This window comes from Burkholderia sp. SRS-W-2-2016 (assembly GCF_001931485.1).
Taxonomy (GTDB): domain Bacteria; phylum Pseudomonadota; class Gammaproteobacteria; order Burkholderiales; family Burkholderiaceae; genus Paraburkholderia.
Genome location: NZ_MSDV01000057.1, coordinates 96,296 through 121,096, shown reverse-complemented (window position 1 = coordinate 121,096; position 24,801 = coordinate 96,296). Strand labels below are relative to the sequence as shown.

20 protein-coding genes are annotated in these 24,801 nt (G+C 64.2%); 11 read left to right on the top strand and 9 right to left on the bottom strand.

Translation table 11 applies throughout. The features are described from left to right. Positions 1–76: 76 nt before the first annotated feature. Positions 77–1,636 carry a protease pro-enzyme activation domain-containing protein gene (locus tag BTH42_RS25045; protein WP_075303856.1) on the bottom strand — a complete coding sequence of 520 codons (1,560 nt, stop codon included), beginning with the start codon at positions 1,634–1,636 and terminating at the stop codon, positions 77–79. Positions 1,637–1,943: 307 nt separating this feature from the next. On the opposite strand from BTH42_RS25045, the gene BTH42_RS25040 reads away from it, so the two are divergent. Then, positions 1,944–2,453 (top strand): DUF1993 family protein, encoded by a 510-nt coding sequence (locus BTH42_RS25040; RefSeq protein ID WP_075303855.1) that lies wholly within the window; start codon positions 1,944–1,946, stop codon positions 2,451–2,453. Between the two features lie 52 nt (positions 2,454–2,505). Here the strand turns inward: BTH42_RS25040 and BTH42_RS25035 are convergent, their stop codons facing one another. Beyond that, positions 2,506–2,832, bottom strand: a complete 327-nt coding sequence (locus tag BTH42_RS25035; protein ID WP_075303874.1) for a YnfA family protein — start codon at positions 2,830–2,832, stop codon at positions 2,506–2,508. Positions 2,833–3,012: 180 nt separating this feature from the next. Between BTH42_RS25035 and BTH42_RS25030 the strand changes: the two genes are divergently transcribed. Then, positions 3,013–3,186 carry a DUF1289 domain-containing protein gene (locus tag BTH42_RS25030; protein ID WP_075303854.1) on the top strand — a complete coding sequence of 58 codons (174 nt, stop codon included), beginning with the start codon at positions 3,013–3,015 and terminating at the stop codon, positions 3,184–3,186. Positions 3,187–3,228: 42 nt separating this feature from the next. On the opposite strand, the gene BTH42_RS25025 is transcribed toward BTH42_RS25030, so the two are convergent. Continuing rightward, on the bottom strand, positions 3,229–3,975 hold the full coding sequence (locus BTH42_RS25025; RefSeq protein ID WP_075303853.1) for a LysE family translocator: 747 nt from the start codon (positions 3,973–3,975) through the stop codon (positions 3,229–3,231). 154 nt (positions 3,976–4,129) lie between these two features. On the opposite strand from BTH42_RS25025, the gene BTH42_RS25020 reads away from it, so the two are divergent. After that, complete coding sequence (locus BTH42_RS25020) at positions 4,130–4,600, top strand: Lrp/AsnC family transcriptional regulator (protein ID WP_075303852.1); 471 nt, start codon at positions 4,130–4,132, stop codon at positions 4,598–4,600. 98 nt (positions 4,601–4,698) lie between these two features. After that, the gene (locus BTH42_RS25015; RefSeq protein ID WP_075303851.1) at positions 4,699–4,932 is read left to right on the top strand and encodes a hypothetical protein; all 234 of its coding nucleotides are present in this window, start codon (positions 4,699–4,701) and stop codon (positions 4,930–4,932) included. Between the two features lie 295 nt (positions 4,933–5,227). Here the strand turns inward: BTH42_RS25015 and BTH42_RS25010 are convergent, their stop codons facing one another. Together BTH42_RS25010 and BTH42_RS25005 are read right to left on the bottom strand one after the other, a co-directional pair. After that, a complete protein-coding gene (locus tag BTH42_RS25010; RefSeq protein WP_075303850.1) occupies positions 5,228–5,704 on the bottom strand; it encodes an OsmC family protein in 477 nt (158 codons plus the stop codon). Positions 5,705–5,750: 46 nt separating this feature from the next. Next, positions 5,751–6,164, bottom strand: coding sequence for a hypothetical protein (locus BTH42_RS25005; protein ID WP_075303849.1), 414 nt, complete (start codon positions 6,162–6,164; stop codon positions 5,751–5,753). Positions 6,165–6,333: 169 nt separating this feature from the next. On the opposite strand from BTH42_RS25005, the gene BTH42_RS25000 reads away from it, so the two are divergent. From BTH42_RS25000 to BTH42_RS24980, 5 genes are all read left to right on the top strand, one after another. Continuing rightward, positions 6,334–8,337, top strand: coding sequence for a bifunctional DedA family/phosphatase PAP2 family protein (locus BTH42_RS25000; RefSeq protein ID WP_075303848.1), 2,004 nt, complete (start codon positions 6,334–6,336; stop codon positions 8,335–8,337). A gap of 106 nt (positions 8,338–8,443) precedes the next feature. After that, positions 8,444–9,235: a phytanoyl-CoA dioxygenase family protein gene (locus tag BTH42_RS24995; protein WP_256702240.1), complete on the top strand. Its 792-nt coding sequence runs from the start codon at positions 8,444–8,446 to the stop codon at positions 9,233–9,235. A 532-nt stretch (positions 9,236–9,767) separates the two neighbouring features. Further along, the gene (locus BTH42_RS24990) at positions 9,768–11,009 is read left to right on the top strand and encodes a phospholipase A (protein WP_075303847.1); all 1,242 of its coding nucleotides are present in this window, start codon (positions 9,768–9,770) and stop codon (positions 11,007–11,009) included. Between the two features lie 264 nt (positions 11,010–11,273). Beyond that, positions 11,274–12,509, top strand: a complete 1,236-nt coding sequence (locus BTH42_RS24985) for a hypothetical protein (RefSeq protein WP_075303846.1) — start codon at positions 11,274–11,276, stop codon at positions 12,507–12,509. Positions 12,510–12,525: 16 nt separating this feature from the next. Continuing rightward, positions 12,526–15,201 (top strand): hybrid sensor histidine kinase/response regulator, encoded by a 2,676-nt coding sequence (locus BTH42_RS24980; protein WP_075303845.1) that lies wholly within the window; start codon positions 12,526–12,528, stop codon positions 15,199–15,201. A gap of 14 nt (positions 15,202–15,215) precedes the next feature. Here BTH42_RS24980 and BTH42_RS24975 read toward each other — a convergent pair whose 3' ends face one another. Next, positions 15,216–16,334 carry a hybrid sensor histidine kinase/response regulator gene (locus tag BTH42_RS24975; RefSeq protein WP_075303844.1) on the bottom strand — a complete coding sequence of 373 codons (1,119 nt, stop codon included), beginning with the start codon at positions 16,332–16,334 and terminating at the stop codon, positions 15,216–15,218. A gap of 221 nt (positions 16,335–16,555) precedes the next feature. On the opposite strand from BTH42_RS24975, the gene BTH42_RS24970 reads away from it, so the two are divergent. Beyond that, positions 16,556–17,653: a LysR family transcriptional regulator gene (locus tag BTH42_RS24970; protein WP_143752197.1), complete on the top strand. Its 1,098-nt coding sequence runs from the start codon at positions 16,556–16,558 to the stop codon at positions 17,651–17,653. 209 nt (positions 17,654–17,862) lie between these two features. Further along, a complete protein-coding gene (locus tag BTH42_RS24965; protein ID WP_075303842.1) occupies positions 17,863–18,339 on the top strand; it encodes a YqhA family protein in 477 nt (158 codons plus the stop codon). 46 nt (positions 18,340–18,385) lie between these two features. Here BTH42_RS24965 and BTH42_RS24960 read toward each other — a convergent pair whose 3' ends face one another. The 3 genes from BTH42_RS24960 to BTH42_RS24950 form a co-directional block, all read right to left on the bottom strand. Next, positions 18,386–19,852: an efflux transporter outer membrane subunit gene (locus tag BTH42_RS24960; RefSeq protein WP_075303841.1), complete on the bottom strand. Its 1,467-nt coding sequence runs from the start codon at positions 19,850–19,852 to the stop codon at positions 18,386–18,388. Positions 19,853–19,949: 97 nt separating this feature from the next. Continuing rightward, positions 19,950–23,027, bottom strand: a complete 3,078-nt coding sequence (locus BTH42_RS24955) for an efflux RND transporter permease subunit (RefSeq protein ID WP_075303840.1) — start codon at positions 23,025–23,027, stop codon at positions 19,950–19,952. Next, positions 23,024–24,136, bottom strand: coding sequence for an efflux RND transporter periplasmic adaptor subunit (locus BTH42_RS24950; RefSeq protein ID WP_075303839.1), 1,113 nt, complete (start codon positions 24,134–24,136; stop codon positions 23,024–23,026). The genes BTH42_RS24955 and BTH42_RS24950 overlap by 4 nt, the downstream gene beginning before the upstream one ends. Positions 24,137–24,801: the final 665 nt, after the last annotated feature.

Here is a 24,801-nt window from a genome sequence, read left to right as displayed (position 1 = left end):
GCTTCTGCCTTGCTGGGCCGCGCCGCTTGCGCATCCGCTTGCGCGTCCGTGAGAGCGGCGCCGCCCGTGTTGCTGACTATAGTGCGGCCGCCACCTTCTGACCATTCGGACTGCCGAGTCCCGTGCACGCATCCCAGCCCTTCGCCGCCGCGAAGCTGCCGTTGTTGCCCTGGGTGATGTCGTTGCACACGCCGGCCGTCTGGTACAGCTTCGGATTGACGAAGCCGGCCGGCTGCCCTTTGGCCGCGTTGATCCGCGCGATCAGCGCCGCCCACAGCGGCGCGACCGCGCTGGTGCCGCCGATCACCGTCTGCGTGCCGTCGATCAGCACGCTGTAACCGGTAAGCGGCGAAGCATCGCCGGCGACATCGGGCACACCGCGCCCGCTCAGCGCCTTGTGGCCGCCGCCGCTGGTCGAGGCTGACAGGCCCTTCTGCCACGTGGGCAACGGGAACGCGGCACTGACGCCGCCGCCGCTCGCGCCGCCCTGCTCGCCGTCGTTCCACACGACCTCGCGGGTGATCGACGACCCCGCCGCGGTGACGCTGGTGCCGCCGCACGCGAGCACGTACGGGCTCGACGCCGGGAAGTCGACCTGATCGCCGCTGCCGGAGCCGTCGCTCGAACCGCTATCGCCCGAGGCCGCGCAGATCGTCACGCCGAGCGCCGCCGCCGATTGCAGCACGCTGTTGAACGCCTGCATCGACTGGGCGGTCCAGACCGATTCCGGCGCGCCCCAGCTGATCGAAATGACCGACGGTTTATTGGCCGTGTCGTGCACCGCGCGGCTGACCGCATCGATAAAACCGGCGTCGCTGTTCTGCGTGAAGTACACCGCGATGCTCGCGCCCGGCGCGATCGCGCCGACGATCTCGATGTCGAGCGTGACCTCGCCGTCCGGCCCGTTCGGATCGCCGCTCGGTTTGTTGCCGCCCTGGTCGACCCCGACCGATTTCACGCTCGGCATGCTCACGCCGAGCGCGCCGAAATAGCTGCGCAGATCCGCCGTGTTGTAGCCGCCGCCGAGCTCGATGATGCCGACGCACTGCCCCGCGCCGTCGCCTTGCGGAAAGTGGTACAGCGTGGCGAGTTGCGGCGGCGTGAACGACGCCTGACGCGCGCGCGCCGCCTCGAACGGCGGCCGGATGCGGAAATGCGGCCGCGCCTGTGGACGGTTGTCGAGCCCGAGCACCGCCTCGATCACGTCGCGCAGATCGTCCGGCACGCTGACCGGCCCGGTGCGGCCGCGAAACGAGCCGGCCGTGTGGTGCTGGAACTGCTGCAGCTTCACTTCGAACGCGCTCTGGAACTGCGCGACCGTGCCGCTCAGCAGCACTGAGCGCGCGGCCGCATCCTCGCGCACGACCGTGAGCCCATGCGCGACGGCGAACGCCTTGACCTTCGCGATGTCCGCGGGCGCGGCGCCGTAGTCTTTCGCGAGCGCCTCGCGCGACAACGGCTTCACGCTGGGGTCGCCCGCTTCGATCCGGCTCATCAGCGCGTCGAACTGCGCCTGCTGCTGGCGGCGCAGCATCACGAAGACTTCGATCCGCTCGGCGGGATCGCATTGCCCGACGACCTGCGTGCCGTGTTCGATCGTGCGCTCGCTGCCCGGCAATGGATGCTTGGTGCTCATGGTGTCGACTCTCCTGTTGACGTGGCGGCCCGCGGGATCGCTCGCGATCGCGCAGGCCCGGCGGCTCGTCAGCACATCGCGCGCCCGCGCGCCGGCGGCGCTCGCGCGACCCGCGGCGGGCCGGATTCAAGGACTTCGTCTGAGCGTCCGACCGAGGCATTCCAGCACAGTTCCGGCAGTCGGGGCAGTCGTCCGAACGGCCAATGCGCGGCGTGGGTGCGCCGCGCTATGATGCTGGGGCGGCATTCCTGCCGTTTGCCTGGCTCGCGCGCCGCCCGCGCGCCGGCCCGAGAACCTAGAGGAACTCATGTCAATTTCGATGTATCAAGCGTCGCTGCCCGTACTGATTCGCGGTCTCACGAACCTCCAGGCGATCCTCGGCAAAGCCGAGGCCCACGCCGCCGCGAAGCAGATCGAGCCCACGGTGTTCACGAATGCGCGACTCGCGCCGGACATGCTGCCGCTGCTGCGTCAGGTGTATATCGCGAGCGACACCGCGAAGGGTTGCGCGGCGCGTCTGGCCGGCGTCGAGCCGCCGAAGTTCGACGACGTCGAACAGACCTTCGACGAATTGCAGGCCCGCATCCAGAAAACGATCGATTATCTGAAGGAATTCAAGCCGGAGCAGATCGACGGTTCGGAGAGCCGCGCGATCACGCTGAAACTGCGGCCGGGTCCGGTCGAGTTCACCGGGCTGTCGTATCTGCTCGGCTTCGTGCTGCCGAACTTCTATTTCCACGTGACCACCGCGTACGACATCCTGCGTCACAACGGTGTCGAACTGGGCAAGCTCGACTATCTGGGCTCGCCGCAGTAAGCGGCGCGAGCCGGGCGCCGGGCGTCGCTGGGGGCGCTCAGGCGCTGGCGTTCTAGCCGTGCAGGCGCGGCTGGAACGCGATCACCGCCATGCCGGCAAGCGTCAGCGCGACGCCGGCCGCGTCCCACAGCGTGGGCCGTATCCGGTCCACCGCCCACAGCCATGCAATCGCCACCGCCACGTACACGCCGCCGTATGCCGCATAGACGCGGCCCGCGGCGGTGCCGTGCAGCGTCAGCAGCCACGCGAACAGCGCGAGGCTCAACGCGCCGGGCAGCAACAGCCACGCGGAGCCGTCCTCCTTGAGCCAGCGCCACGGCAGGTAGCAGCCGACGATTTCGGCGAGAGCGGTCACGACATACAGCAGGAAAGTTTTCATCGACGGAAGAGCGCGGGTGGTGGTGTCGTTGTGCCGCCGCGCATCGCGCACGGCCGGTGTTCAAGCGCGAGCGGCATTATCGCCGGCTGCGCTATCGCTTTTATTAACACAATCACTTTGCGCGGCGGGCAACGTGCATGCGACAGTCGTCGCTACTTCCAACTCGAACGGCTATCGGTCATGAGCATCGCGTCACCCTGCGTCGACATCTGCAAGTTCGACGACAAAACCGGCTTCTGCATCGGCTGCATGCGTACCCGCGACGAATGCAAGAGCTGGAAAAAGATGAAGGACAAGCACCGCAAGAAGATCGTCGAGGATCGGCCGCGGCGCGAGCGCAAGTTGAAGAAGTGAGCGGCGCGGGCTTGGCGCCGGTCTGCCGCATCACTTCACCCGTCAATCCAGCGACAGGCGCAACGCAAAGCCGATCAACGCGGCCGAAAAGGTCCAGCGCTGCAAGGTCTGCGCAAGCGGATGCGCACGCATCCAGTTGGCGATGCGGGCGGCGCCGGTCGCGTACAACGCATCGAAGCAGAAGCCGATCGCCAGCAGCACGACGCCGAGTTCGACCATTTGCAGCGCGACCGGGCCGGCGTCGGGCCGCACGAATTGCGGCAGCAGCACCGAGCAGAACAGCAGCGCCTTCGGGTTCAGCAGATTCGTCAGCAGGCCTTTGACGAATGCGGCGCGTAAGGGCTGCGCTGTAACGGTTGCCTCGGCGGGTACCGTGCGGGGCACAGTGGCCGCAGTCGTCACAGTCGTCACAGTCGTCACAGTCGTCACATTCGCCGCGCTGGTCGCGCCTGCCGCCCCTGCCGCGCGCGCGCCGTGCCCATCTCCAGCCGGCAACGCGAAGCCCGGCGAGCGGAAGATCTGAATCCCCACCCACGCCAGATACACCGCGCCGGCATAGCGCACCGCGTCGTACAACCACGGCGCGTTGCGCAGCAACGCCGCCATCCCGCAGGCCGACAGCGTCACGTGAATCGCGCGCGACAGCCCGAGCCCCGCCGCGGCCGCGAAGCCGCTGCGCACCCCGCGCGCGATACTGGTTTGCAGAAGCAACGCCATGTCCGGTCCCGGCACCGCATACACGACGAATAACGCCGCCACGTAGACGGCCAGCAGGTGAGCGGAAATCATCGAAGCCTCCTTGTTTCTAGAGACTCCATCTTGCTATCGGAGCATGAGGGTTTGCTGGCGAATTTCCACCCAGATGCGAACCGGATCAGCGGAATGCGCTAAGATTTGGCAATCCACGAGCGCTTTCCCCCAACCGCAAAAACCACCCTCAGCCATGTCCGCCGCCGACCTCGACAAAACCGACCGCGCGATCCTCGCCGCGCTGCAAAACGACGGCCGCATGTCGAATGCACGCCTCGCCGAAACGGTCGGCCTCAGCGAAACGCCGTGCGCGCGGCGCCTGAAGCGGCTCGAAAACGATGGGTATATCGAGCGCTATCGAGCGGTGCTGTCGCGCGGCGCGCTGGGTCTCGGCGTGACCGGCTTCGTGCACGTGCGCTTCGCGGTGCACGACCGCGCGACCGCGACGCGCTTCGAGCGCGAGGTGCAGGCGATCCCGCGCATCCTGTCGTGCCACAACGTGTCGGGCAGCGCCGACTACATCCTGCAGATCGTCGCGCGCGACCTCGACGATTACGGCACCTTCATGCGCGACGAGCTGCGCGGGTTGCCGGGCGTGACGTCGGTGGAGTCGGCGTTATCGTTGCGTGAGGTGAAAGCGTTCGGCGGCCTGCCGCTTGCATGAGCGTGCGCATGAGCGCGAACGCGGTATATAACGTGGCATAGTCACCGTTTTACGCGGCGCGAGCCGCTTCGATACAACCCGACCACCCCGGAGTATTCATGGACCAGGAAAAGGCGCGAGCCGAAGAAACCGCCGCAATGGAACGCGTCGTGATCGCGACGCGGCGCGTGCAAACCGCGTTTGCGTCGCTGCAATCGCAATTCCCGCCGGCCGGCAGCGGCAAACCCTCGCAGTTCGCGCTGCAAACCTTCGACGCCGCGTTGCAGGAACTCGAAGACGCGCAGGCCGCGTTCGATGAAATGCTCGGCGACCTGCTCGACGGCAATCGTTGAGAGGCGGTAAGCGGCGTTCATGCCGCGTTCAGGCCGCGCTCATGTCGCGCTCATGTCGCGTTCATGCCGCGTTCATGCCGCGTTCATGCCGCGTTCATGCCGCGTTCATGCCGCGTTCATGCCGCGTTCATGCCGCGCTCATGCCGCGCTCATGCCGCGCTCATGCCGCGCTCATGCCGCGCTCATGCCGCGCTCATGCCGCGCTCACTAACGCCGCACTAACGCCGAATTCAAGCCGCCGCAAATTGAACCGCGACGAGCCGCGGCAAGCGCCGGGCTCATCGGCGGATAGACGTCAGCCGGCGTCGGTCTCGATCCGCGGCTCGCACAGAATCGGAAAGTTGACCGAGTTCGCGATAAAGCACTTCTCGTGCGCCACATGATGCAGATGGGCGGCCAGTTCCACGTCGCCGCCCGCGCGGATCACCACTCGCGGCCGCAACACGATCTCCGAAAACCGCCCTTGCTGCGCGGTATCGAGCATCGTGCCTTCGGCGTCGTCGCGATAGTCGAGCACGATCAGGCCGGCATCCGAGCACAGATGCAGATACCACAGCTTATGGCACGCGCTGACCGACGCGACCAGCAGGTCCTCGGGATTCCAGCGCGTCGCGTCGCCGAGAAACGCCGGGTCCGATGACCCCGCGATGTCGGGCTTGCCGCCCGACGAGATCACATGTTCGCGACCGTACTCGCGATAACCGGAGGTGCCGCTGCCGCGGTTGCCGGTCCATTGCACCGCAACCTGGTACTTGTGCTCGCCATGCGCCATTGCCTGCTCCTGTGGTCGAATCGGACCTGCATTCTATCTGCGCCGGCTAGCGTCGCGGCGCCGGCCGGCCGCTCACGTTCGGCGCGCGCGGATCGGGGCTCATATAGAGGGCCGTGCCGTTCGCGCGCATGTTGTTGAGCGCCGAGCCCGAGCCGCCCGAACCACTTGAACCACCTGAACCACTGGACCCCGCCGCACCGGTGCCATAACCCGGGCTCGCCGCGGCCCTGACGCCGGGCATCGAATTGGGCCTCAAGCCGACCCCGCCGCCCATCGAGGTGCCGCCCATCGTAGCCGCGCCGCCGCTGTTGTTGCTACCGGGCGCCGTCGTGCCCGTGCCCGTACCCGCGGCGCCGCCCGGCGGCCCCGACTGCTGCGCACTCACCATGACGGGCGCGGCCGTCATCAGCAGCGCGGCCATCAGCCCCGCCCGCACGCCGCCATTCGCTTCAGGTTTCATCGCTTGCTCCCGCCTCGTCCGCCCACCGCGCCGACGCCGAACCGGCGCCCCGCTCCCACATTCTGAGCCGATCGCCGGCCCGCTGCAGCAGCACGTTACCGGGCTGCGCACGGAGCATACCCGTGCGCGTTATGATCGTTCGTCACGCCAGAACGGCCGATCGCGCACGATGGAGCACGCCTACATCCACCTCTTGCATCTGCTCGCGGGCCACTCGTCGTGGATGCTCGCGGTCGTGTTTCTCGCGGCGTTCCTCGAAGCGATCGCGGTCATCGGCACCTTCATTCCCGGCAGCACCGCGATGTTTCTCGCCGGCGCGCTGACCGGCACCGGTTCGCTCAGTCTCGGCTGGGTGTTTCTGTGGGCGATCCTCGGCGCGGTCGCCGGCGACGGCATGAGCTTCTGGATCGGCGCGCGCTACAAGGAACGCATCGTCAATCTGTGGCCGTTCCGCACTCACCCCGAGGTCCTCGACGCGGGCCAGCGCTTCTTCGTCAAACACGGCACCAAGAGCGTCGTGCTCGCGCGCTTCATCGGTCCGTTGCGGGCGATCGTGCCGGTCGTCGCCGGCATGATGGACATGCCGCCGCTGCGCTTCTACGCGGTCAACGTGCTGTCGGCGCTGCTGTGGGCGCCCGCCCATATCCTGCCCGGCGTGGTGTTCGGCGCGTCGGTGCTGCTCGCGGGCGCGGTGTCGTTCCGGCTGGTCGTGATCATCGCGATGCTGGTGTGCATCGTCTGGCTCAGCTTTCGCGGCGCCGGCTTTCTGGTCGCGCATGCGAACGCGTGGTCGAGCGCGGCCGGCCGCCGGCTCGGCGACTGGGCGTGCCGGCATCCGGGACCGCTCGGCCGGATCGCGCGGCGGATGCTCGACCCCGACACCCCCGACGCGACCCATATCCTCGTCACGTCGCTGATCGTGCTGGTGGCCGGCGCGCTGTTCTTCGGAGTACTGGAGGACGTGGTCAGCGGCGACCCGCTGACCGCCGTCGATCTGTCGGTCTATCACTTCATGCAATCGGTGCGCACGCCGTGGAGCGACACCGTACTGGCCAGTCTGGCGACGCTCGGCAGCGGCCTCACGCTGACCGCGCTGGTCGTCACCGTCGCGCTGTGGATGGTGTGGGAGCGGCGCTGGCACACGATCGGCTACTGGCTCGCGGCGGTCGCGTTCTCGCAGTTGCTGATCGCCGGCCTGCAACTCGCGATGCGCCGCGCGCCGCCCAACGAGCTGATGACGAGTCACTACGTATTCCCAAGCAATCACGTCGCCGCGACGGTGGTCGTCTACGGCTTTCTCGCGTTTCTGCTCGCGCGCCGGGTCGGCAAACTCGAAGGCGTGCTGGTCGCCGGCGCGAGCATCATCGTCGTGATCGTGGTCGCGCTCGCCGGCGTGTCGTTCGGCCGCTACTGGGTGTCCGACGCGATCGGCGGCGCCGCGCTCGCCTACGCGTGGGTCGCGATCGTCGCGCTGACCGCGATCTGGCGGCATCCGCGCCCGCCGCCGCAGCGCCGCTTCATGCCGCTGGTGGTGGGCGCGGTGGTGCTGACGAGCGTCGGCGTGCAGCTCGGCGTCGCGCGGCCCGCGCCGCCGGACCGAACGGCGCGTCCGGCGCCGGTGCGCTTCACCCAGGCGCAGTGGCAGCAGTCGGAATGGCGCCGCCTGCCGTGCTATCGCTCGGACATGGGCGGCGACCGCAAGGAGCCGTTCACGCTCCAATGGGCCGGCGAACCGGCGGCGCTGCGCGGCCAGCTGCTCGCGCAGGGCTGGGTCGAGGGCACCGACGTGTCCGCGCACAGCCTGCTGTCGCTGGCTTCGCCCGACGTCGCCGCGGTCGCGCTGCCGGTGCTGCCGAAGCTGAACAACGGCGTGCCGTCGACGCTGGTTTTCATGCGGCCCGGCGACTCGCGCGAGGAACGTTACGTGCTGCGCTTCTGGCCGAGCGGCTATACGGTCGACACCGGCAACGCGAACGCACCGCTATGGATCGGCGCGTTCGCGCACGAGCGGCTGACGCGGCCGTCGTGGCCGCTGAACCTGCTGCGGATCGACCGGCGCATCAGCCCGGTCGATCTGAGCGCCAGGGCGGGCGCCGGGCTCAACGCGACGCTGGTCGGCCAGGTGGATTGCGATGGCGTGCCGGTCTCGCTGCTGGTGTCGCCGCCGGACTGAGCGAGCGACGCGCGCCGGCGGCGCCGCGCCGAAACCCGGCTCAACTCAAACCCGACTCATACCAACCCGACTCATACCAACCCGACGATTCGACAAGGAGACATCCGTGGCCCGCTATTCGACCGAACAGCTCGATGAATTCGCAACGACCTTCGAGCGCGACGGCATGGTGATATTGCGCGGGCATCTACCGCGACAGACGCTGCTCGCGTGGCGCGACGCGTTCGCGCCGTTGCTGCAACAGCGGATCGCCGCGAACGCGACCGCCGTGCGCGGCGAACAGCGCCACTACATCACGCTGCCGTTCGCCGGCGTGTTCGCCGATCAGGCGATCTTCTGCGATCCCGACATTCTCGGCATCGTCGAACGCGTGGCCGGCGACGACCCGGTGATGTGCCAGCTCGCCACCGATACGCCGTTGCAAGGCTCGACCTGGCAGGAGGTTCACCGCGACACCCCGGCACTGTTCGACGGCGAAGCCGAAACGCCGTCGTTCCAGCTCGCGGTCAACTTTCCGTTGTGCGACGTCACGCTCGAGAACGGCCCGTTCGAAACCACGCTCGGCACCCACCGGCTGCGCGCGGACGACGCGCTGCAGGCGTGGCGCGACGGCCGCGCGCCGCTCCACGCAATCACGATGGAACTGGGCGACGTGATGATCCGCGACGTGCGGGCACTGCATCGCGGCACCCCGAACCGCACCGACGAGCCGCGGCCGATGGTTGTGATCGGCTATAGCCGCAGCTGGTACTTCCGGCCCGAGGTGCGGATCGACGTGCCCAATGGCGTCTATGACCAATTGAGCGCGCGCGCCAAACGGCTGCTGCGCCATATGCCGCGCGTCGCCGAACCCGATGGCGGCGCGACACCCGAGCAATACCGCAAGTTTGCTTATTGAAAGCCAGGTTATCCCGATTGCGCGACTCCGGAATACCAATTAAGAATTACCGATTGCGATTCGGAGAAGCGCCATACGGGGAATTACTTATCCCGTTTCCCATATAAAAGCGCTTGCCACGCCAATTCGCCGTTGTGACATTTAAACCTTCGTTGCGCCAATGCAACGAAGAAAACCCTTCCCGTCACGTTTGCCCTGCTATTTACGCGGATAACGTCGCTAATTCTTTTTCCCACTCGCAATTTGCAATTGCGCTGGCAGAATGGGCGAAACCATCAGCCGGTAATCGCGCTGCATGGCGATTGCCATACCGAAACGCGTCGGCCCCGTTATCTGTTTCCCAGTCGCATGCTTTAACGCTGTCTTCCCGTTGCGACCTGAATTCGTAGACCAAGAGGAGCTCCGTGTGCGGAATCGATTGATGTCTGGCGTAAAGAACGACCGCAAGTCCGCAGTAAGCAGCCCCCGCTCGCGTGTTTCCAGTTTGTCTCCCCGCCCGTTGTCGAAACGGCTCCCCAGTCTGTCGCTCTGCGTGAGCGCGCTGCTGCTCGGCGGCTATTGCGCGTCCAGCGTGGCCGGCGTGTCGGTGTTGCGGCCGCCGCGCGAAGCGTCGTCCAGCAATCCGCTCGAAGTGACGATCGTCTATTCCGGCGATCAGCCCGGCGGCACCGAAGTGGACGTGCCCGCGCAACTGAACATCGCGCTCAGCAATCCCGATCAGCTCCCGCAACCGCTCGCGCTGACGCGCGAGAGCGGCGCGCCCGAGCATCTGAAGCTCGCCGCGGGCGAACTGAAGGCGGTGCGCTATACCGGCGAATGGCCCAAATGGGCGCGCGGCGCGATGAAGATCGACGTGCCGGCGCTCGACGTGTCGCCCTCCTTCGTGATGATCACGCGGCCGGGCAAGGGCAGCGCGGTCGCGTCGGCTGAAGGCACTGCCGGCACCGCGGGCGCGGCGGGCACCGCGAGCGCCGCGGCCGAGGGGTCGTCGACGAGCCTGATCGCGACGTCGCCGGCGCCGGCCCGGCCGGATTTGCCGACGCCGCAACTGAACAGCTTCCTGAGCCGCTTCTCCTCCTACGATCCGATGTATTTCGCCGACGGCTCGAACGGCGAGAACCTCGCGAAATTCCAGCTGAGCTTCAAGTTCCGCATGGTCACGCCGGACGATCCGCGCTCGCGCGGCTTCCTCGACAATCTGTACTTCGCCTATACGCAGACCTCGCTGTGGGATCTGGGCACCTATTCCGCGCCGTTCCGCGACACCAGCTACATGCCGGCGATGATCTACCACCTCGACGACACTGGCTGGAAAAGCAAATGGTGGAGCAAGATGGGTCTGACGGCCGGCTACGAACACGAATCGAATGGCCGCGACGGTCCCGAGTCGCGCGGGGTCGACACCCTGTTCGTGAAGCCGATCTGGGAATTCGGCGACCTGAACGCGAACCACCTGACCATCGCGCCGAAGATCTACTACTACACGCACATTGCCGGCGAGAATCACGACATCACCGACTATCGCGGCTATGTAGACCTGCTGATCAAATACGGCAGCTACGAAGGCTGGCAACTCGCCACCACGCTGCGCAAAGGGACGAAGGGCGGCAAAGGCAGCCTCGATACACAGTTCACCTATCCATTGGCGAAGCTGATCAATAGCCGTTGGGGCGGGTTCCTGTGGGTCGGCTTCTTCACCGGTTATGGAGAAGACATTCTCGACTACAACCAGCACCGCTGGATTGCACGGATCGGCTATAGCATTGCGCGTTAATTCGAAGTTCTCCTGGCATGCAAACAAAGGGCCGCGCGACATTCGCGCGGCCCTTTGTCTATTGGGCGCCCGCCAATTGAACGCCCACGCGTTCACTCCCCGGCGGCGCTCCTCGACTTAAACGCGCGGTGAAGTCTGTGTGGACGAACAGACGGGCACGTTGGCGCGCTTTTCTCTAGAGTTGAAGGGTCGCCGGTCAATCAGGACCGGCCACGCCGCGCGCTGACTGTTTCCAGCGTCATCCCAAAACCAAGGAAAAGACCAATGAAAACCGCTCTCCTTCAAGACACGTCGACCGTTTCAAACGAGCCTACCCGTCTTTTAGTGCCTCGAAATAGTGCACCCCTCACGCTCAGACACGAAATCCACCCGGACGAGATCCGCGACAACCTGCCGGCCCGCCAAGGCGGCGTCGGCTTCCTGTTTCATGCGACCGACTGGGAAACCCTTTCATTTTCTTTTCACAACGTGCGCGAACGCGACGAATCGTTCGAAGAAGAACTGTGGAATACGAAACCCTTTATCGCGTCGCCGATCTTTTCGGGCTCGCAGGTGATCGGCGCCAATATCGCGTGTCCGGTGCCGCTCGAAATGTGGCTCGGCAGCGCGCGCGGCATCAAGCGCTTTCGCGAGAAGCAATTTTTTCCGGCTCTCGAATTAGCCAGAAAAGCCGGCCTGAACATGGTCGCGATGGGCGCGTCCACGCCTTACGCGTGCAATTACGGCGCACTGCCGCGACCGGTCAAACCGCCTCATATCACGACCGGCCACGCGGCCACCGCGGCGATGCTCAAAGACTGGGCAATGCACTGCTGCGAGCAACTCGACCTCGAGTTCGGCAACACCAAACTCGCGCTGTTCGGCGCGGCGGGCCGGCTCGGCACCACGGTCGCCAAGTACCTGCTCTATAAGGACGCGCCGCGCGAACTCGTGCTGATCGACCTGCCCGACAAACTGAATCTGCTGATCGATCAGGCGAACGAACTGCTTGCGTCGGACCTGCTCGGCAAATCGAAAGTATCGGTGCATACGTTCAGCCCGGATACGCCGTTGCCGGAATTCGACGGCGCGATTCTCGCGAGCAGCACCAGCGTGCCCTACCTCACCGCCGCCGATCTGAAACGCGCGCAGTTCTGGATCGACGATTCGCATCCGCGCGCGGCCAGCGTCGAAGCGGAACTCGCGTCGCGCGGACATACGCTCTATATTGAATGCTTCGCGCGCGGCCCCGCCGGACTCGATACCGCATTCCCGTTCAGGCTGCCGTCCACCCGCGACTGCTACACCTGTTTCGCCGAAGGCTATTCGGCATGGCACGAGGGAATTGCATCGGATTTCATCATCGGCAGTCCGCCTGTATGGTCCGTCTCTTATACTCATGGTCTCCTGAAGAAGTACGGTTTTTCGGTCGGTCCATTCCACGGCAAGAACGGCGAACCGATCCGCGACGAAGGGCTGGAAACCCAGAAATCCAATACGCATGAAATGATGGGGTCCTGATGAAAACGGAGGCCTGATGGCGATATCGCGCGACACGCTGCGGGATATGCTGGAAAGAAGCAGGTTTGCAATTCGATGGGGAGGCGCACTCGGCCTCCTGTGTCACCCCATCTATTACGTCATCTGGACCTACGTTCTTCCGCAGCCGTACGACAATCTGTGGCTACGGCTCAGCGCGGCGGCGGTGTGCATTCCGCTGCTGTTCCAGGCGCGCTGGCCGAAACGCTATAACCACTACCTGCTGATCTACTGGCATTGCTGCCTGATCTACGTGCTGCCGTTCGTCTGCACGTTCCTCACCGTCAGAAACGGTTTCTCCACCATGTGGATGATGACCGAGGTGATGATGATCTTTATTCTGGCGCTGTGTATCGACAGCCCGTGGCTGCTGATGGCCTGCATCGGCGTCGGCGTGTTTGCCGGCGGCTTCGCGGCGGTGCTCAGCGCGTCGGAGCCGATCGTGCTCAGCGCGGACGACAAATCGAATCTCGCGCTGCTGCCGGTGGTCGTGCTGTGCAGCATGGCGTTCAGTCACGCAATCAGCAAAGGCCGCATCTTCGTCGAAAAGAATCGCGCGCTGCAGGCACTCGCCGGCTCGATCGCGCACGAGATGCGCAACCCGTTGAGCCAGTTGCGCCACGTGCTCGACCGCGTCGAGGAAGCACTGCCGGCGACCACCGAACCGGGCGCCGCGCCCACGCTCAGCGAAGGCACCACGTCGCTGCTCTACAACCACGTCGCGCAAGGTCAGTTGTCGATCGAGCGCGGGCTGCGCATCATCGCGATGACGCTCGACGAAGTCAGCGCCAAATCGATCCGCGCCGACAGCCTCGGCTATCTGCACGCGGGCGCCACCACTCGCAAGGCGCTCGACGAATACGGCTTCGACAACGACAAGGAACGCGCGAAAGTGAGCCTCGTCATCAAGCGCGATTTCGCGTTCCGGGGCGACGAAACGGTCTATCTGTTCACGCTGTTCAATCTGATCAAGAACGCGCTCTATCACATCGCGCCGCATCCGCAGGCGACGCTGACGCTCACTGTCGATCACGGCGCGGTCAGCGTGCGCGACACCGGCCCGGGCATCGCGCCGGAGATCGTCCAGCATCTGTTCGAGCCGTTTCGCACGGCCGGCAATTCGAGCGGCACCGGCCTCGGGCTCGCGTATTGCCAGCGGACGATGCGCGCGTTCGGCGGCAGCATCGACTGCCAGTCGGAACTCGGCAAATTCACCGAGTTCACGCTGCGCTTTCCGCCGGTCTCGGCCGATGAACTCGCGCAGCACGAACGCCGCCTGTTCGAACGCGCGATGCCCGCGTTCAAAGGCAAGCGCGTGCTGGTGGTCGACGACGACAACACGCTGCGGGCCCGCACCCGCCACGTGCTGACCAAGGCCGGCGCGTACGTGAGCGAGGCGGCCAGCGGCGAACTCGCGCTCGCGACGCTGCGGCGCGCGACGCCGTACGACCTCGTGCTGATGGACATCAGCATGCCGGAGCTCGACGGCTATGCGACCACCGAGCGGATCCGCGCGGAGCGCGACAACCCGAACCGCAACGTGCTGATCGTCGCGTACACCGCCGAGCCCGGCAACGCGGTGCGGCTGCGCGCGCGGCGCGCGGGCATGGACGAGATCATCAGCAAGGCGTCGAACGTGCAGGAACTGATCACCGCGGTGCAGACGCTGTTCGAAAACGGTGCGCGCCACGATCCGGACGGCCAGCACGACGGCTTCGTCGGCAAGACAATCGTGATCGCCGACGACGACACCTACAGCCGGCTCGTCGCGAAGACCTATCTGGAGCGCTGCGGCGCGACCGTGCTGGAGGCCGAGCACGGCCAGGCGGTGCTGACCCGGCTGCGCGAAGACGGCTTTATCGCCGCGATCCTGATGGACGTGAACATGCCGGGGATGAACGGCATCGAGACCACCCGCGCAATCCGCGCGCGCAGCGATGCGTATGCGACGGTGCCGATCGTCGCGCTGACCAGTCATTCGGATGCCGAAGCAGTGCAGGCGTGCCTCGCGGCCGGGATGAACGAAGTGATGATCAAGCCGGTGCAGCCCGGGCCGCTGCATGCGTGTCTCGCGCGGCAGTTCGGTACGCGGAACGCCGCGGCAGTGGCGGCGGCCGGACATGTGGAGGCTGCGGTGGCGGCGGAGGCCGCGGTGGCAAAAGCGAGCGGCACGGCAAGCGTTGCTACAAGCGCGGCGACCGGCGCGGGCCTGGCCAAACAGGCGGATTTTGCGGTGACGCCGGTCGCGCTGGCCGGTTCGTCGGCAAGCACCTCCACCACCGCCCCCCTCACTTTCACCGACGACGACCTGCTCGACACCGATCACCTCGAAGAGCTGGCGACGCTCGATCTGCTCGACGAGTCGTTCGTCGACGGCATCGCGCAGATTCGCTCGCACACCGCGCGACTCGCGGCCGACAGCGCGGCGGCCGATATCAAGGCCGCGCACACCACGCTGCACGCGCTGCTAGGCGTGAGCGGCAATCTCGGCGCGCAGGCGCTGCATCGCTACGCGCGGCAGCTGTATCCGCGCGTCATTGCCGGCGAATGGCCGCAGCCAGGCGACTGGCTCGCGCAGCTCAGCGCGCTGAGCGCACGCTCGACCGACGCGCTGCAACGCTATTACTCGACGGCGAAGGCGCGCCGCGACCATCGCGATGCGCTGAGCGATTGAGCGATTGAGCGACGCTACAGAAGGTTTCTCGGCCCCGGAAAGCTCATCGTCACGGTGGTGCCCTCACCGGGCGTCGATTCGACGCCGAGCCGGCCGCCGAACGACTGCATGATCCGGTTGCAGAAGATCATCCCCATGCCGTGACCGCCGTTGCCCGCGTGCGTGGTGACCGGGTCCTGCAGCAGCCGCGCGTGGATTTCCGGCGCAATGCCGACGCCGTTGTCGCGCATGCGGATTTCCGGCTCGGCGCCGTCCACCACCTCTAGCCACAGCGACGGCGCGTTGACGTCGGCGAGCGCGCGCAGCGCATTCGACAGCAGCGAGGACAGCACCAGCGCGACGCAATTGGGCATCGTGCGCACGACGAAGTCGCCCTGCACGTCGACCTCGATCCAGTCGCGCTGCGCGCCGGCGAACGGATAGGTATCGAGCAGCGACGCGATCAGCCGCGTCGCCCGCACTTCGCGACCGCCCGCCTCCGCGGCCGACTGCTGGCCGCCGCTCTTGTGCACGGTCGCCCAGAACGACGACAGCAGCGTCAGGCAGAATTGCGCGTTGTTCAGCATCGAGCGCGCGGCCGCGCCGATGTCCTTCTGCCGCTCGGGATCGTACTCGGCGGCGACGTCGTTCTCGACCGAGCGCGCGAACAGCGAGATCGCCGCGAGCGGCGTGTTCAGTTCGTGGGCCAGAAAGCCGAGCGTTTCGCTCATCGCGAGCAGCCGCTGCTGACGGGTCTCGCGCTCCGCATAACGGGCGATCGCCAGTTGCAGCGCCTCGCGCACCTTGTCGGTACGCAGCGGCTTTTCGAGGATGCGGAACACGTCGCCGGTATTGACCGTTTGCAGCAGCATGTCCTTGTCCGCATACGCGGTCACGAGGATGCGCACGATTTGCGGATACTCGTGCGCGACCTGGCGCAGCAGATCGTCGCCGTCGCGGCCGGGCATCCGGAAATCGGTCACCAGCACGGCGATTTCGGCGCCGTGGCGGGCCAGGATTCCGATCGCCTCGTCGGCGCTTTGCGCGACGTGCACACGGTAGTCGGCGCGGATCGCGCGCGCGAAGTGATTGCGGGAGATCTCCTCGTCGTCGACGAACAGAACGGAAAACGGCGGCTGCGTGGTGTCGCTCATGGCATTTCCCGCGGATGGCGATAGGGACGGCGAGGACGGGGGCTGCGTCGATCATATACAAAGCCGCCGGATCGCGAAATTCGAGTTCCGGTAATCATTGCGCGTATACAGAAAGCGCGTACTACATTTTCACGTAGCGGCGCAGGTCGGCGCCCGCTATCGGAATCAACGCGTTGCCTCCCTTCCACGATTGCCTAAGTTATGAAACCAGGAAAGTTGGCTTGCTTATTTGGCAAATCGAAAACCGGATCATTGGTGTTACCTTGCAAGCCGCCGTCGCCAGGCGCGTACTCCCGCGGGTAACGCCCGAGGTCATTTGTCGAACAGCGGTAATGTTATTTCCGCTCCGCAAGAAACGAGTGAGCTGTCAGAAGATGCTTGGAAATCTCTCAGATCTGGACCTCAAGTCCGTCCGGATATTTTGTACGATCGTGGAAGCCGGCGGGTTCACATCGGCACAAACAGTACTGAACATGGGGCTGCCGCGACTGAGCGTGATCGTGCGCAATCTCGAGGTGCGGCTCGGCGCGAAACTCTGCCAGCGCGGCCGCCAGGGGTTTCAGGTAACGGAAGAAGGACTGGCGATTTACGAGGCCGCGCGCGCACTGTTTTCGGATGTGAGCCGCTTCCTGGATTGCGTGGGCGCGCTGCATGGTCAGCCCAAATCGAGGCTTGAAGTCGGCTTTGTGGACGCGCTCCTGTCGTTCCCCGGCGCGCCCACGGTCACGGCGCTGCAGCACTTCGTCAAAAACTCTCCGGACACGCATCTGACGGTGCATATCATGCCGCCCGGCGAACTCGAAAAGAACGTGCTGGAAGAGAAGCTGAATGTCGCTGTCGGCGCGTTTCATCATCGGCTGTCGGGGCTTGTCTATACGCCGGTCTTTTCCGAGGAACAGGCTCTTTACTGCGGCCGCGCGCACCCGCTATCGACCGCCGGCAGCGTCGGATTGATGGAGGCCATCGAAGCCGCGCCGTATGTGGAACGAGGCTATCTCGCGGAAAGTCAGAAGCCGCGTCACGTCAACCTGAACCGCTCCGCGACGACTTTTTCGATGGAGGGGACGCTGACCATGCTGTTGACAGGCAGCTACATCGGCTATCTGCCGACTCACTTCGCGAGGCAATGGGAAGAAGATGGACAACTGGTTGCGCTAATGCCGTCGGTGTTTCGCTACCACTCGCTTTTCCATGCGATTACCCGTCAGGGCAGACCGCTCGATGCGACCACCCAGTTAATGCTCGACAGCTTTCCGACGTCGACTGAGCAGGCGGAGAAGTCCGGCATTGCAAAAACCAGCGCGAGCTACATCGATTGAATTCGTTATCGACAAGCCGGTCGATTTCGCAATCGGCCATCAGCGCGCCATTGATACGGCGCTTGGCCTTCGCGGATGACTATCCCCTTTCCCGCCGCACATCGCCCTGATCGCCCGCTGCTGTATTTGGGGACCGCTCGTGACTAAGTTGTTGATATCATGCTTCGGTGGTGGCGCATGACAGGATCAACTACTGGAGGAGCCTTGTGATGTTGCGTCGCGTTCTGGTTTTGAGCCGTTACATCATGCTCATCCCTATCGTCGGGACTTTCCTGTGCTTCATCACGCTGACTATTTTCGAGTTGATCGCATTGGGTTCCAGCACGATCCATATGATCGCGAACGGCTCCTTTTCCGCCAAGTCGGTAAAAATACTGGCGGTCGGCATCGTCGAGGCCGTGGATGTATTTCTGATCGCGGTCGCCGTCTATATCACCAGCATCGGCCTCTACTCGCTATTCATCGACGACACCCCGTCGCTATTACCCAAATGGCTAAAGGTTGCCGACCTCGAGGATCTGAAAGGCAACCTGGTTAGCGTGGTGATCGCCGTGCTCGCGGTGTTATTCCTGCGCGAGGCCGTCGCATGGGACGGCACGCGCGAAATCGCCCCTTTCGGCGCGACTTTGGCGCTCGTCATCATCGCTCTCACGTTCTTTCTGATGAAAATCAATTCGAAGAAGTAAGGACCTGAAAAATGAAAGCGGCACGCGCAGCGCGCCGCCGCCGCCTTTACCTCGCCGACACGGCGCTGCTCCGTTGATCTTTACCGATCTGCACCGGTGTCTGCGAGCCGGCGATATCCACCCAGCCGCCGCCCATCGACTGATACACACTGATCACCTGGTTGATGCGAGCGGCCTGCAAACTGGCTAACGAAAGTTCCGCCGCGAACAGATCGTTTTCCGATACCAGTACTTCCAGATAGCCGATCAAACCATCTTCGAATTTGAGGTTGGAAAGTCGTGCATATTCTCTCAATGCATCGACACGCTCCTGCTGACTCGCAGTCTGCTCGCTGGTCTTCTGCGCGCCGGTCAATGCGTTGTTGGTATCGCTGAACGCACCCAGGATGGTCTGCCGATAGATCAGCTCCGCCTGGCGCTTCTGCGCTTCGGCCGACTGCACCTGACCTTCGATCGCGCCCGCGGTGAAGATCGGCCCGGTCACACCCGCCGCGATCGACCACAGCGCGGCGGGCCCGGAGAGGAAATCGCCAAACGCGGTACTCACCGAGCCAAGCGCGCCGGTCAACGAGATGGTCGGATAGTAGAGCGCCCGCGCGGCGCCCACGTTCGCGTTGGCGGCCACCAGGTTCTGTTCCGCCTGCAGAATATCCGGGCGCCGGCCGAGTAAGGTTGAAGGCAGATCCGACGGTATCGTGGGGAGCACGAGTTCGCTAATCGATTTGCCGCGCGGAATCGGGCCGGGATTCTGGCCGAGAAGAATTGAAATGCCGTTTTCCACTATCGCAATCTGCTGTTCGACGGCCGGAATCGTCGACTGTGCGAGCTTGTACTGCGAGCGCACCTGCGAAAGTTCGGTTTCCGAAACGAGCCCATCCCGATAGCGCAACTCGAAGATCCGCAGCGTTTCGGCAAAAATACGCGCGGTGGCCTGCGCGACTTCGAGTTGTCTGTCGAGGCCGCGCAGCGTGATATAGCTGGTCGCGACACCGGTCACCAGCGAAAGCACCACGCCGCGTTGCGCCTGTTCGCTGGCGAATACCTGCGCCTGCGCCGCTTCGCTCAGACGCCTGACCCGGCCGAACAGATCGACCTGCCACGCGGCGGACAGCGTGCCCTGATAGAGATTGAAGACGGGATCGAGGGCCGGCGAAAGCGGCGGCATTCCGACTTCGCTGGTGCGGCTGCGGCTCACATTCGCGCCATAGCCGATCTGCGGCAACCCCTGCGAGCGCGTAGTGCGCAGCAAACCGGCGAACTGATCGACGCGGGCCGCCGCGATACGGACGTCAAGATTGCCGCGCAGCGCCGATTGAATCAGATCGTTCAATACCGGATCCTGGAACTGCTCCCACCATGCGGTGTCGGCGACTTCTTCGGCCTGGGGCAAATCGATCCGCCAGGTGGCCGGCACCGACACTTCCGGGCGGCTGTAGTTCGGCCCGACGGTAAAGCAGCCGCCCACGCAAACCGTCGTGGCGGCAAGGATCGCAGCAAGCGTCAGCGTTCTCATCACGTACTCCAGTTCTCCGATTGCCGCGGTCGGTATGCACCGGATGTGTGGTTGTTTGCCTGGTACATTCCAGCTCGACATGATCAGGCCAACTGACTTACGCCGTTCCGTGGGCCGGCCCCGAAGACTGCGACGCCCGCCGGTCTTCTCCGCCGAACACCGCCATATACAGAGCGGGCAGGAACACCAGCGTCAGCAGGGTCGCCACCAGCAAGCCGCCCATGATCGCGAAGGCCATCGCCCCCCAGAACACGGTGGGCGCGATCGGAATCAGGCCGAGCACCGTCGAGATCGAAGTCAGAAACATCGGCCGTATCCGCGACGTACCCGATGCGACGACTGCTTCCAGCACCCCCATCCCTTCGTTGCGATAGGTCTCGATCTGCACGATCAGGATCAGTCCATTTTTCGCGATCATGCCGATCAGCGCGAGGATCCCGAGGATCGCGACGAAGCCGAGCGGCCGGTTGAAAACCAGCAGTGCGAGCACCACGCCGATCAGGCCCAACGGCATCACCGCCACCACCATCGCGAGCCGCTTGAAACTCACCAGCAGCACCATCATGCTGGCGAGCATCAGCACGATCATCAGCGGCACGACCGCAAATACCGACGCCTGCGAAATCGCGCTTTCCTCCGAGATACCGCCGGTCGCGACGTGGTAGCCCTTCGGCAATCTCGCATTCAGCTCGTCGATCTTCGGCGCCAGTGACGCGACCACGACGTCGGGCAGCACGCCGTGCATCATGTCGGCACGGACCGTGAGCGTCGGCACCCGGTTGCGGCGCCAGATGAGCGGCGCTTCCTGCTCTTCGGTAAAGGTCGCGAACTGGCTCAGCGCAACCATCCGGCCGCTCGGCGTCGGCACCTGCAAGGTACTCAGCGTTTGCAGCGTCAGCGGCCTTTCGTCCGACGCTCTCGCCACCACGTTGACCAGGTAGATGTCGTCACGAACCTGCGTGATCGGCGTACCGGTAATGATCGTGTTCATGATTCCCGCCAGCGCCCCGGTGCTGACGCCGAGCTGGCGCGCTTCATCCTGATTGATATGAATGCGGATCTGGCGGGCCGGCTCCATCCAGTCGAAGTTCACGTGGCGGGTACGCTCGTCCGCGCCGACGAGCGCGGCCAGCTCGAGCGCGGTCTTGCGCACCTGCGCCGGATCGGGACCGGACACGCGATACTGCAGCGGCCATCCGACCGGCGGCCCGAGTTCGAGCGGAGAGACGCGCGCCACGATGTCGGGAAACTGCTCGGCGAGAATCTTTTCCAGTCGCAATTGCAAGCGGTCGCGAGCCGGCAGATCTTTGGCGACCACGACGATCTGCGAAAAAAACGGATTGGGCAACTGGACATTCAACGTCAGAATGAAACGGATCGCGCCACGGCCCACGTAACTGCTGAAATGGTCGACATCGGGATCGCTCTTCAATAGCGCTTCGATCTTTTTGACCTGCGTTTCGGTCGCATGAATCGACGCGTTCTGCCGCAAGGTCAGATCGACGGTCAATTCGGGACGGTCGGAGGCGGGAAAGAACTGCCGCGGCACGAATCTGACGAGAAAGATCGACAGCACGAAGGCGAGTAGCGTGACGGCAATCGTGATCCATTTCAGTCGCAATGCGCCGCGCAGGAAGTCGCCGTAGGCTCGCACCATCTTGCCGGGTTTCGGTGGCGGCGTGCCCGGCTTCGGTGCTTTCAGGATCGCCTGACCGACCAGCGGCGAAAAGATCACCGCGCCGAACCACGACACCAGCAGCGAGATCGCGACCACCGCAAAGATCGAAAAGGTGTACTCGCCGGCCGAACTCTTCGCGAAGCCGATCGGCACGAAACTCGATATCGATACCAGCGTGCCGACCAGCATCGGCGCGGCCAGCGTTCGATAAGCGAAAGTCGCCGCCTGGTCTTTGGTGTCGCCGGCGGCGAGACGGTTGATCATCGCGTCGACCGTCGTCATCGCGTCGTCGACCAGCAGCGTCAACGCAATAATCAGTGCTCCCAACGACACCCGGTGCAGGTCGATATGCACGATGTCCATGATCGCGAATACGATCGCGAGCGTCAGCGGTATCGACAGCGCGACCACCGTCCCCGGACGGACGCCGAGACTCACGAAGCTGCACACCAGGATGATGATGATCGCTTGCCACAGCGACGCCATGAAGTCGTTGATCGCGACATCGACGGTATCGGCCTGATTGGCGACCAGAAATGGCTCGATGCCGACCGGCAGAGCGGCGGTCGCTTCGCCCATCGCCGCCTTCAGGTTATGGCCGAGCGCGAGAATATCGCCCGAATCGCGCATCGCAATTGCGAGACCGATGGCCGGTTTGCCGTTGACGCGAAACATCGGTTGCGGCGGATCGACGACGCCGCGCCGGACCGTTGCAATATCGCCGAGACGCACGATACGGCCACCGAGCACCAGGTTGACATTCTCGATGTCGCGCTCCGAATCGAATGCGCCGGTAATTCTGAAGAACACGCGCTCCTGGCCGGTTTGCAGTACGCCGGTCGGCATGATCACGTTTTGCGCGCGCAACGCGCCCACAATCGCCGAGTAGTCCAGACGCAGGCCGGCCAGACGGCTGGTCGAAAACTCGATAAAGATCTGTTCGTCCTGCGCACCGAGCACCTCGATCTTCGAGACGTCCGGCACCTGCAGCAAACGCGAGCGAATCGCTTCGACGTGATCGCGCAATTCGCGCATGCTGAAACCGTCGGACGTGAATCCGTAGATGATCCCGTATGTGTCGCCGAAATCGTCGTTGAAAAACGGCCCGACCGTTCCGGCCGGCAGCGTGCGCTGCATATCGGCGATGTTCTTGCGCACCTGATACCAGATGTCCTGCACTTCGGAAGGCGGCGTGGACTGCAGCAGATCGACGAAAATCGTCGTCTGTCCGGCGGTCGTATAACTGCGTACCCGGTCGAGATGCCGCGTCTCCTGCAGCGTGCGCTCGAGCCGCTCGGTCACCTGCGAAAGCGTGTCGTCGACCGTCGCTCCCGGCCATGCCGCCGACACGACCATCGTGCGGAACGTAAACACCGGATCCTCGGCACGTCCCAACTGGAAGAACGACAGTGTTCCCGCCAGCAGAGCGGCGAGCATCAGGAACACGACGAGGGGTCGCTTCGAAAGCGACCATTCTGAAAGATTCGGGCCAATCACCTCGGTGCCTCGGTCCAGTGAATTTTTTGTCCCGGCCGCAATGCCTGCGCGCCGGCTGTTACGACCATGTCACCTGGAGCCAGACCTTGCGATATCTGCACGCGGTCCTCGCCATAAGCCTGCAGTTCCACATTGCGCGTTGCGACCGTGCCGGTCTTCGCATCGACCACCCACACCGCGGGCTTGCCTCCGGGCTGGATCAACGCGCTCGACGGCACGCTGATCGCCGGTGGCCGCTCGAGCTTCATCTGACCGTTGACCGTGCTGCCCAGATGCATGCTGGCCGGAGGATCGATTAGCCGAACCCTGACCGCGAACGTCCCGGTCACCGGGTCGGCGCGCGGCGATACTTCGCGTACCCGGCCTCTGGCGGAAATAGCGGGGTTCGCCGCCAGCGTAACCACGATTTCGGGATTCGCCGGCGCGGCATCCTTGACCGCCAATGGCACATCGAATACCGCATCGACCGCTCCTTCGCGCGCGACCTGAACGATCATGCGACCTGCCGGGACGACTTCACCGGGTTCGGCGCCGACCGCCGTCACGACGCCGGCGACGTCCGCAACGAGGTCGGTATAACTCAGGCGGTTCTGTGCGATGTTCAGTAGCGATTGCGACGAATCGACTTGCGACTGGGTGACTTTCGCCATCGCCTGAGCCTGCTCGAACGACGCACGCGACACCGCGCGCTCCGCCAGCAGATCGCGCATCCGGTCGTACATCGTGCGCGCCTCCAGCGCACGCGCCTGCGCGCCGGCCAGTTGGGCCCGCGCGGACTGCAGACTGCTCTCCTCGTTCATCCGGTCCAGACGCGCGAGCAGCTGGCCGGCGCGGACCCGCTCTCCGACGTCGACAGCGCGGGAGATCATCCTGCCATCGATACGGAACGACTGATTGATCTCGGCCTGGGCGCGCAGATTTCCGGTCAGCGTGATGGTGGTCCCGGCAATTTGCTCAGTAATTCTGACGACCCGTACCGGGCGGATTTCTGCCACCTGCGCTTCTTCCGCCTTGCGACAACCCACCAGCAGCGCGGCGGCCGCCAGCGCACACAGCGTAATGGCCAAAGGAAAAGAAACAGCCCGACCTGTTGCAGAGTAAGCAAACACTGGCACTTTCCTCCGGATCGCGGCAGAGCTTGCCCGCACCCCTGGATACCTGAGATCACGCCGCGCAGCAGCTTTCCGCAGTGCGCGCGCACCCGCTATTTCCGCAACGAGAGAGCCTCCCTGTAGAAGGCGACTGGATACCTGATGGAATTGCCGCAACCACTGCCGTGCCGCGTGCGAACACGGTCCGCCTCGCACGGCAAGCCTGTGTGCATCGGGGTTGAAGCGAGACGCCCACCGTTGATCTTTTGCTCGACATCGGCCATCGGTTTCTCCGCTTTATCTGGAACTTCACTTTTGCGAGAGAGCACCCACACCTGCATCGCGTATCGACGTTATCAATCAAGCCCCTATTACTTATGATTCTCGTTAAGTATTAGGAATTCCTTTCGATATGCTTATTCATATCCGCGGCGGCAAATTACCCCAAAACATCTTTCACATGCCGATGACAATTATGTAGTGCAATTTTCGCGCGATGTCTACAACGACTTACTGATTAAACGAAAACCGACATCGAAATACACCGATGGCATGGACATTGCCTATTTTTTTGTTAAAAAATAGTCTCTTTTGAGACACACACATCCCGCTATCCCGAGCAATTTACTTTTCCAACGGCGCATGTGTAAATCGAACTCAACGCAATAGATTGATTAAAGTAC